The organism is Streptomyces sp. SID5785, from assembly GCF_009870065.1.
Classification (GTDB): domain Bacteria; phylum Actinomycetota; class Actinomycetes; order Streptomycetales; family Streptomycetaceae; genus Streptomyces.
In genome coordinates this window covers 1-12,074 of sequence record NZ_WWIA01000929.1, presented here as the reverse complement: position 1 = coordinate 12,074, position 12,074 = coordinate 1, and the positions used below count along the sequence as shown (strand labels likewise).

The 12,074-nt window shown below is 72.5% G+C and carries 10 protein-coding genes and 1 riboswitch; of the genes, 6 read left to right on the top strand and 4 right to left on the bottom strand.

Features of this window, described 5'->3' with window-relative positions:
* Positions 1 to 257: 257 nt before the first annotated feature.
* Positions 258 to 671: a cobalamin B12-binding domain-containing protein gene (locus GTW43_RS30385; RefSeq protein ID WP_161305198.1), complete on the bottom strand. Its 414-nt coding sequence runs from the start codon at positions 669 to 671 to the stop codon at positions 258 to 260.
* A 324-nt stretch (positions 672 to 995) separates the two neighbouring features.
* On the opposite strand from GTW43_RS30385, the gene GTW43_RS38560 reads away from it, so the two are divergent.
* The 3 genes from GTW43_RS38560 (at position 996) to GTW43_RS30375 (ending at position 4,199) form a co-directional block, all read left to right on the top strand.
* Positions 996 to 1,118 (top strand): hypothetical protein, encoded by a 123-nt coding sequence (locus GTW43_RS38560; RefSeq protein WP_272922578.1) that lies wholly within the window; start codon positions 996 to 998, stop codon positions 1,116 to 1,118.
* Between the two features lie 52 nt (positions 1,119 to 1,170).
* On the top strand, positions 1,171 to 2,175 hold the full coding sequence (locus tag GTW43_RS30380; RefSeq protein WP_202502141.1) for an alpha/beta fold hydrolase: 1,005 nt from the start codon (positions 1,171 to 1,173) through the stop codon (positions 2,173 to 2,175).
* A 296-nt stretch (positions 2,176 to 2,471) separates the two neighbouring features.
* Positions 2,472 to 4,199: a peptidoglycan DD-metalloendopeptidase family protein gene (locus GTW43_RS30375; protein ID WP_343246166.1), complete on the top strand. Its 1,728-nt coding sequence runs from the start codon at positions 2,472 to 2,474 to the stop codon at positions 4,197 to 4,199.
* A 4-nt stretch (positions 4,200 to 4,203) separates the two neighbouring features.
* Here GTW43_RS30375 and GTW43_RS30370 read toward each other — a convergent pair whose 3' ends face one another.
* Complete coding sequence (locus tag GTW43_RS30370) at positions 4,204 to 6,819, bottom strand: ATP-dependent DNA helicase (protein ID WP_161305197.1); 2,616 nt, start codon at positions 6,817 to 6,819, stop codon at positions 4,204 to 4,206.
* Between the two features lie 244 nt (positions 6,820 to 7,063).
* Positions 7,064 to 7,255: riboswitch (cyclic di-AMP (ydaO/yuaA leader) on the top strand.
* Between the two features lie 7 nt (positions 7,256 to 7,262).
* On the opposite strand from GTW43_RS30370, the gene GTW43_RS30365 reads away from it, so the two are divergent.
* Positions 7,263 to 8,465 carry a C40 family peptidase gene (locus GTW43_RS30365; RefSeq protein ID WP_202502140.1) on the top strand — a complete coding sequence of 401 codons (1,203 nt, stop codon included), beginning with the start codon at positions 7,263 to 7,265 and terminating at the stop codon, positions 8,463 to 8,465.
* A gap of 25 nt (positions 8,466 to 8,490) precedes the next feature.
* The gene (locus tag GTW43_RS30360; protein ID WP_343246165.1) at positions 8,491 to 9,501 is read left to right on the top strand and encodes a tellurite resistance/C4-dicarboxylate transporter family protein; all 1,011 of its coding nucleotides are present in this window, start codon (positions 8,491 to 8,493) and stop codon (positions 9,499 to 9,501) included.
* Here the strand turns inward: GTW43_RS30360 and GTW43_RS30355 are convergent.
* Complete coding sequence (locus tag GTW43_RS30355) at positions 9,479 to 9,832, bottom strand: hypothetical protein (RefSeq protein WP_161305196.1); 354 nt, start codon at positions 9,830 to 9,832, stop codon at positions 9,479 to 9,481. The genes GTW43_RS30360 and GTW43_RS30355 overlap by 23 nt on opposite strands.
* A gap of 344 nt (positions 9,833 to 10,176) precedes the next feature.
* On the opposite strand from GTW43_RS30355, the gene GTW43_RS30350 reads away from it, so the two are divergent.
* A complete protein-coding gene (locus GTW43_RS30350) occupies positions 10,177 to 11,226 on the top strand; it encodes a C40 family peptidase (RefSeq protein WP_161305195.1) in 1,050 nt (349 codons plus the stop codon).
* 31 nt (positions 11,227 to 11,257) lie between these two features.
* Here the strand turns inward: GTW43_RS30350 and GTW43_RS30345 are convergent, their stop codons facing one another.
* Complete coding sequence (locus GTW43_RS30345; RefSeq protein ID WP_161305194.1) at positions 11,258 to 12,025, bottom strand: hypothetical protein; 768 nt, start codon at positions 12,023 to 12,025, stop codon at positions 11,258 to 11,260.
* Between the last annotated feature and the right edge of the window lie 49 nt (positions 12,026 to 12,074).

Here is a 12,074-nt window from a genome sequence, read left to right as displayed (position 1 = left end):
GGCGGGGAGCCGTGGCGCGGGCCCGGTCGAGAGGCGCGTCCCGCGCTGGGGTGCCGCCTTGCCCACCCGTGCCGCCCCAGGCGGCAGACTGCCCAAGGCGGCGGGGCGACGGGTCGCGTGACCGGGGCCGTGCGGCAGGTCCCCTCGGGGGCGACGCTCCCGGGCGGGGCTCTGAGCCCCGGGCCGCCGGGGAGGGGCGCTGGGCCGCGGGGCACCGGGGCTGGGCCGCCGGGCACTGGGCGCCGGGCCGGGGTGGGTCAGGTGGCTGGTTCGCGGACGTGGCTGCGGACCCACTCCACGATCGCCGCCGTCGTCGCACCGGGCGTGAAGATCTCCGCGACGCCCTTCTCCTTCAGGGGAGCGATGTCGTCCTCGGGGATGATGCCGCCTCCGAAGACCTTGATGTCCGCGGCGTCCCGCTCCGCGAGCAGTTCGATGACGCGGGCGAACAGGGTGTTGTGGGCGCCGGAGAGGATCGAGAGCCCGATCGCGTCGGCGTCCTCCTGGATGGCCGTGTCCACGATCTGCTCGGGGGTCTGGTGCAGGCCCGTGTAGATGACCTCCATGCCGGCGTCCCGCAGGGCGCGCGCGATCACCTTGGCCCCGCGATCGTGGCCGTCAAGCCCCGGCTTCGCGACGACCACGCGGATCGGACCGGCTGCCACACCCATCACTGCCTCCATGAAGTGACTGATCCCCGGGGCTCTGGACCGACCCGGGTTCCGGGCATCCGTAGCCGGATCCCCGCTTGCGGATACCCGGTTCCGAGCACCCGAAGTGAACGAACGTTATCGCCAGCATCCCGTACCCGGCAGTTTCGCGGTGGGGAGCGAGGGGGAAATCACACGTGGGACACGTTCACTGCGCGTCGCGACCGTTCCGGGCGGACCGTCCGCCCCGTACGGGCCCGGCGTGCGGGGAGTCGCAGCGAGGTCACCGTGTCACCGCGCCGCCAGCCGCACGGCGCGGCGACCCGGTGGCAGACGGTGACCACGGTGGCTGACGGTGATCAGGGCGCCGGCGCCACCGGCCCGGAGCCGCCGGGCCGGGACGCAGCCCCGCTCGACCGGGGCCCCACCGCCTCACCGGCCCGTCTCGTCCTCGTCCGGCTCCCATGAGTGCACACGGGGGACGGAGACGTCCTCCCACGTGCCGACGGGAGGTCGACCGATGAAGACCACGGCCACGGACAGCAGCCCGGCCACGCCCCCTGACGCAGGCCCGGCCCCGATCCCGCAGACGACCTCCGATCCGGCCACCGTCGCGGGCTCGGCCCTGACCACCCTCGCGGCACTCGCCGACCTGCCCTTTCGGGCCCTTCCTCGGCGTCTGCTGCCCGGCCTCCCGCAGGGTGGGCTCTCGGCGGTGCTGCTCAAGGCGACCGCGCTGGAGCTGGCGATCCTCGCCGGGCACCTCGTGCTCTACCCCTCAGGTCTCGCCCCGGAGCGCCGGCCGGCGCAGGGAACCGGACGCGTGCCGGGGCCCGGGGCGGACCAGGCCGCGGTGCCCGCGGCGACGCCTGAGCGCCCGCCGGTGCTGCTCCTGCACGGTTTCATCGACAACCGTTCGGTCTTCGTCCTGCTGCGCCGCGCCCTGAGCGAGCACGGGACCCGCCACCTCGAGTCGCTCAACTACTCCCCGCTGACCAGTGACGTCAGGGCGGCGGCCGCGCTGCTGGGCCGGCAGGTGGAGGAACTGTGCGAGCGGACCGGCCAGGAGCGGATCGACATCGTGGGGCACAGCCTGGGCGGTCTCATCGCCCGCTACTACGTGCAGCGGCTGGGCGGCGACCGCCGCGTGCGCACCGTCGTCACGCTCGGCACCCCGCACAGCGGGACCCGGGTCGCCCCGTTCGCGGACGCCCACCCGATCGTGCGGCAGATGCGTCCGGGGTCCTCGGTCGTCGAGGAGCTGAGGGAGCCGGCGCCGGGGTGCCGCACGCGCTTCGTGAGTTTCTGGAGCGACCTCGACCAGATCATGGTCCCGCTGGAGACGGCCTGCGTGGACCACCCGGATCTCATCGCCGAGAACGTGCGCGTGACGGGTATCGGGCACCTCGCGCTCCCCGTGCATCCGGCGGTCACGGCAGCGGTCCGTGAGGCCCTGGCCGCGGATCAGGCGGGTGGCGCGGCGACCGGCACCGCCGACACGCGCGGCGGCCTGACCGTGGCCTGACGACTGTCCGGCCACAGGCCGAACAGGGGGCTGTGTTCGATCCCGGACGGCCCCCGCATGCGCAACTCCCCCATAGCGAGACGTACGTGCATGTCCCGGGCTCCCCCGGATCCCCGGTGGCGTCGAACGTTTCTCGAACTCATCGCCAAGGCTGTGCCCGCCGTTCACCGAAAGACGGCCGATTGCCCGTTTCCTGGGGCCAGGAAACCTGCCGAAGATTGTCGTGCGCTCGTACCGCCGGGTACAGTCGCCGCACTGCTCTGGCAGCCCCTGTTGTCGAGGCGAAAGAGAAGTTGGTGAACGACCGTCATCCGTCGGGGAGCGCGCACGACGCGGCCCACGACGGTTACTCCACGACCAGCTTCGCCGCCGACCCGCTCTTCGGTGACATGGCCGGCTCCGCCGACCCGTACGCCACCGGCGCCTACCCGACCGGTACCTATGCCACCGGTACCTACGACACCGGCACCTACGACACCGGTTCCTACGGCCAGGTGCACGACTCCGGGCAGTGGTACGCAGCGGACGGGCAGCACCAGCAGGGGCAGTACGCGGCCACCGCCCAGCCGTACGCATCCTCGTACGAGACGGGTGGCTACGACACCGGATCCTGGGACGGTGCCGGGTACGGGCAGCAGCAGACGGGGCAGTGGGAGACGCAGGGCCACGACGGGCAGCAGGGCGAGGCCGCGTTCGTGCACCTTCCCCACCAGGGCTTCGAGACGCAGACGTTCGGGACCGGGACATTCGAGACCGGCACGGCGTTCGACACCGGGGCGTTCGGGACCGGGGCCCTTCAGGCCGAGGCCTTCGCGACGCAGACCTTCCCGGCGCAGACCGGCTTCGAGACCCAGGCATTCGAGACCCAGGCCTTCGAGACCCAGACTTTTGACGCGCAGGCCTTTGACGCGCAGGCCTTCGAGACCCAGAGCTTTGACGCCCAGGCCGTCTTCGAGACCCAGACCTTCGACAGCTCCGTGCTGCTCCAGGACCCCGCGTACGACACCGGCGCCCACGACGCCACCGCGTGGAACTCCGCCGGTGCGGACACCCCGCTCGACGCGCACGATCAGGGTCATGCGCACGTGCCCGACCAGTACGTGCCCGACCAGTACACCCCCGAGGACGCCGTCGCCGAGCACGCGGCGGAGTCCGACCGCGAGGACGACGCGCAGCCGCAGTACGACGCGGAGCACCCCAACCCCTGGGAGCCGGAGGCCGCCGCCCGCGCCGACGAGCCCCGTACGCCCGCTCGCCCCGCCCCGCGCGGCGGCCGCGCCGCGAGCCGTCGCCGGACCCCCGCCAAGCGCTCCGCGCTCCTCACCGTCGCCGTGCCCTCGGTCTGCGCGATCGGCGTCGCCGGGGTCGCGGCCGCTTCCGTCGGCGGATCGAACCTGCTCGGCGGGGACGACGCCAAGGAGACGAAGGCCGCGGCGGCGCCCGACGTCCAGACGGTGAAGCCCTCCGTCGCGAACAACAAGCTGGACACCCAGCTGCGCGGCCTCTCCGCGGACGCGGGCGACTTCGCCGACCGGGCGAGCCGCACGCAGGAGCGCATCGACCTGAAGGCGAAGCAGGAGGCGGAGCGCAAGAAGGCCGCCGAGGAGGCCGCCCGCAAGGAGGCGGCCCGCCCCAAGTTCGCCCTGCCGGTGAAGCAGCACGGGCTCAGCGCCTATTTCGGCCAGGCCGGGATCAACTGGATGTCCTCGCACACCGGTATCGACTTCCCCGTCTCCTACGCCCCGGTGATGGCGGCGACGGACGGCACCGTGCGCACCCAGTTCAACAGCGCGTACGGGAACATGGCGATCGTCACCGCGAAGGACGGCACCGAGACCTGGTACTGCCACCTGTCCCGGCACACCGTGCTGAGCGGACCGGTGAAGGCCGGTGACGTCATCGCGACGTCCGGCGACTCGGGCAACTCGACCGGCCCGCACATGCACTTCGAGGTGCACCCGGGCGGCGGCGCCGCGGTCGACCCGCTGCCGTGGCTGCGCAGCCACGGCCTCGACCCCACCTGATCTGTCAGAGCTTCTCGACCGGCGCGTACCGCAGCAGGAGCCGCTTGGGCTTCGGGTCGCCGAAGTCGATCGTCGCCTCGGCCTTGTCGCCCTGGCCGTTCACCCCGACGACCGTGCCGAGTCCGAACTGGTCGTGCGTGACGCGGTCGCCCACGGCCAGCGACACCACCGGCTTCTCGCTCGCCCGGCGCGTCGCGAACGCGGGTGTGGTCCGCGAGCGCGACGAGGACAGCGAGGCCGCGATCCCGCCGCCGATCCCGCCGCCCGCGCGCCCGGAGGTGGCCGACGGGGTGGCCGGGCCGGTGCGCTTCCAGTCGAGGTGCGCGGCCGGGATCTCCTCCAGGAACCGCGACGGCGGGTTGTACGAGGGCTGGCCCCAGGCGCTGCGCATCGAGGAACGGGTCAGGTAGAGGCGCTCGCGGGCGCGCGTGATGCCCACGTAGGCGAGCCGGCGCTCCTCCTCGAGCTCCTTGGTCTGGCCGAGGGAGCGCATGTGCGGGAAGACGCCGTCCTCCAGGCCGGTCAGGAAGACCGTGGGGAACTCGAGGCCCTTGGCGGTGTGCAGGGTCATCAGGGTGATGACGCCGCTGCCGTCGTCGTCCTCGTCGGGGATCTGGTCGGAGTCGGCGACGAGCGCGACCCGCTCCAGGAAGTCCGAGAGCGTGCCCCCTCCGGCGGTCCCGGCCGCGCCCTCCGCACCCGCACCGTCCGCACCGTCCTCGCCGCCCTCGGCCGCGCCCGCCGCACCTGCCGCGCCCGCCGCGTCAGCCGCGTCCGCCGCGTCCGCGTTCTCCTTCTCGAACTCCAGCGCCACGGCGGCGAGTTCCTGAAGGTTCTCGATGCGGGTCTCGTCCTGCGGGTCGGTCGAGGACTGGAGCTCGGCGAGGTATCCGGTGCGCTCCAGGACGGCCTCCAGGACCGTCGCCGGGCCCGCGCCGGACTCGACGATGGTACGCAGGTCCTCCATCAGGGTGTTGAACCGCTTCACCGCGTTCGCCGAGCGGGCCGCCATGCCGTAGGCCTCGTCGACCCGGCGCAGCGCCTGCGGGAAGGAGATCTTCTCGCGCTGGGAGAGGGCGTCGATCATGGCTTCGGCGCGGTCGCCGATGCCGCGCTTCGGCACGTTCAGGATCCGGCGCAGCGGGACGGAGTCCTCCGGGTTCGACAGCACGCGCAGGTAGGCGAGGACGTCCCGGACCTCCTTGCGCTCGTAGAAGCGGACGCCGCCGACGACCTTGTAGGGGAGGCCGACGCGGATGAAGACTTCTTCGAAGACGCGGGACTGGGCGTTGGTCCGGTAGAAGACGGCGACGTCGCCCGCCTTCGCGTCCCCGGCGTCCGTCAGCCGGTCGATCTCGTCGGCGACGAACTGGGCTTCGTCGTGCTCGGTGTCCGCGACGTAGCCGGTGATCCGGGCGCCCGCGCCCGCGTTCGTCCACAGGTTCTTGGGCCTGCGCGACTCGTTGCGCTCGATGACCGCGTTGGCCGCGGAGAGGATGGTCTGGGTCGAGCGGTAGTTCTGTTCGAGCAGGATCGTCGTCGCGTCCGGGTAGTCCTCCTCGAACTGGAGGATGTTCCGGATCGTGGCGCCGCGGAAGGCGTAGATCGACTGGTCGGCGTCACCGACGACGCACAGCTCGGCGGGGCCGAGGTCGTCCTCGCGCGGCGGCGCGTCGAGGCCCGCGTCCACCTCGGCGTCGTGGACGGCGGCCGTGCCGACCAGCTCGCGGACCAGGGCGTACTGCGCGTGGTTCGTGTCCTGGTACTCGTCGACGAGGACGTGCCGGAAGCGGCGGTGGTAGTGCTCGGCGACGTCGGGGAAGGCGCGCAGCAGGTTGACCGTCGTCATGATCAGGTCGTCGAAGTCGAGGGCGTTGGCCTCGCGCAGCCGCGACTGGTACATCGCGTAGGCCTGGGCGAGGGTCTTCTCGAAGCCGTCGGCGGCCTGCGCGGCGAAGTCCTCCTCGTCGATCAGCTCGTTCTTCAGGTTCGAGATCTTGGCACTGAAGGACTTCGGCGGGAACTTCTTCGGGTCCAGGTCCAGGTCGCGGCAGACCAGGGCCATGAGCCGCTTGCTGTCGGCCGCGTCGTAGATCGAGAACGAGGACGTGAAGCCGAGCTTCTTGGACTCGCGGCGCAGGATGCGCACGCAGGCGCTGTGGAAGGTCGACACCCACATCGCGTTCGCCCGGGGGCCCACGAGGGCCTCGACGCGCTCCTTCATCTCGCCCGCGGCCTTGTTCGTGAACGTGATCGCGAGGATCTGGCCGGGGTGCACCCGGCGCTCGGCGAGCAGGTGCGCGATGCGGTGCGTGAGGACACGGGTCTTGCCGGAGCCTGCGCCCGCGACGATGAGCAGCGGGGAGCCGCCGTGCACGACCGCCGCCCGCTGGTTCTCGTTCAACCCCTCCAGGAGGGACGCCGGGTCCAGGGCGGGGCGCGGCGCCCCGTCGCGGTAGTGCGTGTCCCGGTCCACGGGCGCGTCGAACTTCCCCCCGAACAGGTCGTCCGGGAGCGGCTCGGGGGCCCCGTCGTGCTCGGGGTCCTCGGGCGGCGGCGGGGGCTCCTGCGCGTGGGGCTGGAGTCCGGCCAGGAAGCTGTCGTCAAAGAGGCTGCTCATCGCTCTCCGAGTCTAGGCGGCCCCACCGACAGCCCGCGGTCACCTTCACGGAGACCACCCTTTGCGTTTCCCGTCTCACCTACGGTGACGAAAGCGCCGCCCACCACCGGCCCGTACGGAGATCACGAAAATGGTCACGAAAATGTATCGGGCATATCGAACATCAACCTTCACAGCAGCAACACGAGTTGGCTACGGTGCTGCGCGGGCAGCCCGTCCCCCCGACGCGAACAACGCGGCGAGCGGGCAGCCCCCGCCGAGTTCCGTACGCCGAGAGGCAGGAAACCGGGGACCCACCGACCTTTGGGGTGAATCGGTCAACAGCCCGGCAGCGCCGGGTGGTTGGCCGTAGGGCAGCCTTCCGTTCGACGCGTACGACTCGTACCACCGGCCCGAACCCGACAGCTAACCCGGTAGGCGGACCACGGAAGGAGTCGCCAGCCTTGGCGTCGCACCGCAAGCCGCGCACCCGCTCCCGGATGACCGGCGGTCTGAGGACGACCCCCGCGGTCGGCATCACGACCGCCGCCCTCACCTCCGTCGCCCTGCTGTCGCAGACGGCCCAGGCCGCGCCGCAGCCCGCGAAGCCCAGCCTCGAAGAGGTGCAGAAGAAGGTCGACAAGCTCTACCGGCAGGCCGAGGTCGCCACCCAGAAGTACAACTCGGCCAAGGAACAGACCGCCGGCAAGAAGAAGCAGGTCGACAAGCTCCTCGACGACATCGCGCAGCGCACCGAGAAGATGAACACGGCGCGCCAGGAGCTCGGGCAGTTCGCCGCCGCGCAGTACCGCACCGGCGGGGTCAGCGACACCGCGACCATGTTCCTCGCGGACAACCCCGAGGACTACTTCGCGCAGGACCAGCTGATGAGCCGGCTGACCACGCGCCAGAAGAAGGCGGTCGACGACTACCAGGAGCAGCAGCGCGCGACGGCGAAGAAGCGCACCGAGGCGCAGGAGAGCCTGAAGCAGCTCACCACCTCGCAGACCGATCTGAAGTCGTCCAAGAAGGACGTCCAGACGAAGCTGTCCGACGCCCGCGAGCTGCTCTCGAAGCTGACCGCCGAGGAGAAGGCGCGGCTCGCGGCGATCGAGAAGAAGAAGCAGGAGGCGGCCGCGAAGAAGGCCGCCGAGCTCGCCGCGCAGCAGAAGGCCGACGAGGCGGCCAGGCGCAAGGCCGAGGAGGCGGCGCGCGAGAAGGAGCAGCAGGACGGCTCGGGCTCCTCGTCGGGCTCGGGCTCCGGGTCCGGCACGGGGACGGGCACCGGTTCGGGTTCGTCGGACTACGCGACGAAGGCGGCCAAGGCCCTCGCGTTCGCGAAGTCGCAGGAGGGCAAGCCGTACGTGTGGGGGGCCACGGGCCCGGACTCGTACGACTGCTCGGGGCTGACGCAGGCGGCCTGGAAGTCGGCCGGGATCTCGCTGCCGCGCACCACGTGGGACCAGGTGGAGGTCGGCACGACCGTCCCGCTGTCCGACATCCAGCCCGGTGACCTGGTCTTCTTCTACGACGACATCAGCCACGTCGGCCTCTACATGGGCGACGGCATGATGGTGCACGCCCCGAAGCCGGGCGCGTACGTGCGCGAGGAGTCCATCTACTACGACGGCACGGCGTCGATCCACAGCGTGGTGCGGCCCGCCTGACCGCACCGCCGGTTACGTTCGGGCGGTGCACCGCGACGACCGCCCGGACGCGCCCGGGACCCGAACGCCCTGGTCGCTGATCCCGCCCGCGGCCGGCGCCGCCGTCATGGCGACCGGGATCGTGTCGGTGGGGCTGCACCTGCTCGGCGTGGACGTGCTGTCCGCCGTGTTCCTGGTGCTCGACGTGGCGCTGTGGGTGCTGCTCGGGCTCGTGTTCTGCGGCCGGCTGCTGCGCGACCGCAGCCGCTGGGAGCACGACGCGGACACGCCCGCGGCCCTGACCGCGGTGGCCGCGACGTCGGTGCTCGGCACCCGGCTCACCCTGGAGGGGTGGCTGACGGCGGGCGAGGTGCTGCTCGGGGCCGCGGTGCTGCTGTGGCCGGTGCTGTTCGTGTTCGTCGTGCGCCACTGGGGCCCGCGCATGCCCGGCGGCGTCTTCATCACCTGCGTCGCGACCCAGAGCATCGCGGTGCTCGGGGCGACGCTCAGCGCGGCGGCGCACGTGGCGTGGCTGGGGTACGCGGCCCTGGTGTTCTTCTTCGGCGGGCTGGTGGTCTACGCGGCCGCGTTCGTCCGCTTCGACCTGCGGCAGGTGCTCACGGGCGCCGGGGACCACTGGGTGGTGGGCGGCGCGCTCGCGATCTCGGCGCTCGCGGCGGCCCGGCTCGTGCTCGCGGGGCGCGCCGGCGGCCTGTGGAACGACGAGAACACCGACGTCCTGCGGTTCCTGGCCGGGCTGCTCCTCGCCCTCGACCTGACCTGGTACGTCGTCCTGTGCGTGGCCGAACTGGTCCGGCCGCGTCTCGCCTACGACGTGCGGCGCTGGTCGACCGTGTTCCCGATGGGGATGACGGCGGTGGCCACGCTCACCGTCGGGGTCGCCGTGGAGACGGGATGGCTGCACGGGCCGGGCCGGGTGCTGGTGTGGATCGCGGTCGCGGCGTGGCTCGTGACGGCGGCCGGGGCGCTCAGGTCGGTCGGGTCGGCCAGGGCGGCCGGGGCGACGGGGGCGCTCAGGTCCACAGGACGGCGATGAAGATGTTCGCCATGGTGAGCCCGCCGACCGCCATGAGCAGGCCCTTGTCCACCTTCTCGTCGTCGCGCTTCACGTAGACGATGCCGAGGACGACGATCAGGATCGCGAGCTTCACGCCGATCTTGATGTTGTCGATGCTGTAGTCCTGGGCCTGGTTGAGGCCGACGAGGGCGACGCCGGTCACCAGCATCGTCAGCGCGCCGTGCAGCATGCCCTTCGTGATGCGGGCCGTGCCCTGCTTCAGGGCCGTCATCTGCGACAGGAAGCCGCCGAGGAGCGCGGCGATGCCGATGATGTGGAGGCCGACGAAGAGGTGGATGAGTACGTCCATGAGGCGGAGCCTAGCCAAGCGCCGTCCGGCCTCCGGCACCCTCCCCCGCGAACACGCACGGACAACGGAGCGTCACACTCCGCCACGGTCCGCAACAAAGAGGCCAGTTGGGGACAGTCCGATACCAACCCGTTACGCCGAGGTTTAGCGTCCTTCCTCAGGTGACCGGCTCCCCACCGCCGCCCCGCCAGGGGTGGCAGTCGGTCACCCCGCCGGGAAAGGTCCGGCGGCGGCCCGTTCCCCCTGTGCGAGCCGCCGCCGGACGCGCCCCCTCCGCACGGGGACGCGCCCCGGCACCGCACGAAGCAGTGCGTGCAGGACGACCCGAAAGGACGTGGCTGAACGTGCCGGCAGCGCATCGCAAGCCCAGACAGCGCTCGCTCAGCGGTCATACGGCCCGTACCGCGGCCACCCTCGCGCTCGCCTCCGCGGCGACCGCCGCCACCGCTCTGGAGAGCGGGACGGCGCACGCGGAGCCGGACCTCACCCCCGCTCAGGTGAAGGCGAAGGTCGACCGGCTCTACCAGGAGGCGGAGGTCGCCACCGAGAAGTACAACGGCGCGAAGGAGAAGGCCGGCCAGGCCCGCAAGAAGGTCTCCGCGCTCCAGGACGAGGCCGCCCGCCGCACGGCCGCGCTCAGCACCCAGCGCCGGGCGCTCGGCGCGACGGCCGCGGCCCAGTACCGCACCGGCGGCATCGACCCGTCCGTCCAGCTCCTGCTGTCCTCCCGCCCCGACCACTATCTCGACCAGGCCGCCCTCGCCGAACGGGCCGGCACCCGGCAGGCCGCCACGATCACCCGGGTCCGCAAGGAGCTCCGCGAGATCGACCAGCTCCGGGAGCGCGCCGACGGCGAACTCGGCCGGCTGAAGGCCCGCCGCGCCGAACTCGCCCGCGAGAAGCGGACGGTGACCCGCAAACTCGGCGAGGCCCGCCGCCTCCTGGACCGCCTCACCCCGGCCGAGCGCGACCCCGCCCCGGCCGCCACCCGCGCGAACCGCTCCGACCCGCGCGCCACCCCGGACACGCCTGCCGAGGCCCCCGACTCCCGCGCCGCGGCCGCCGTCTCCTACGCCTACGGGGCCCTCGGCAAGCCCTACGTCTGGGGCGCGACCGGCCCGAACGCGTACGACTGCTCCGGCCTGACCCAGGCCGCGTACCGCGCCGCGGGCGTCGCCCTGCCCCGCACGACCTACACCCAGATCAACGCGGGCCGCCGCATCGCCCGCTCCCAACTCCAGCCCGGCGACCTGGTCTTCTTCTACGCGGGCATCAGCCACGTCGGCCTCTACATCGGCAACGGCAAGATGATCCACGCCCCGAACCCGAGCGCCCCGGTCCGCATCGCCCCGATCGACGAGATGCCGTTCGCGGGCGCTGCGCGAGTGGCATGAGCGCGGCCCACCGGGCGCCAGCCGCGGGCGATCATCCCTCCCTCGTCGATCCCGTACGGCACGGCCGGCACAGGCCGCTCGGCAGGGCCTCGGCCGGGCCCGGGCGGCCGCAGTCCGTGCATTCCACGAGCGTGCGCCGCCCCGGGCCGCCCGGCACGCTCCCCTCCGCCCGGCCGAAGGCGGGCCGTTGCGGCGGCAGCTTGTCGCGCAGGCGGCGGGCGACGAAGGCGCGGGGCGCGTGGACGATCGCGGGGAGTCCGGCGGTCACCGCGTCGGTGAAGTGGTGCGGGGAGGGATCGCGGGCCAGCCAGGCCCCGGCGAGGTCTTCGAGCGCGGTGCAGTCGGCGGCGGAGAGCGTCAGCCTCGGCTCGCGCAGCCCGAGTTGCGCGAGCACGCGGTAGGCCTCGCTGCGGGGCGCGGGCGGCTCAGGGGCGGCCGGGCGGTCCGGCTCGGGCACGTCTCCGCCCAGGAACCGGACCCACCACGCGTCACTGCGCGCGGTGCGGGACCAGTAGGTCTCCGAGACCCAGCGAACGGCCCCGCCCTCCTGCGCGGCGGCCCGGCGCACACGGCGCAGGTGTCCGGCGGCGGTCAGCTCCTTCAGCGCGGTGCGCACGGCCATCTGCCCGTAGAGCGGCTGTTCCTTCGCGAGGGTCTTGGCGTCCATCGCGGCGTTCTCGGGGAGCGCGTCGACGAACCCGGCGAGGTAGCGCGCACGGAGGGGAAGGTGCGCGAAGCTGTCGCGCCGGAGGGGCTCCTGGTCCGGAGTTCCGCGCTTCCCGTAGCCGGGGTTGGCCATGGGGTGTGCGGGGGACGGCAGGGCGGGGCTAAGGTTTTGGGTAGCCACA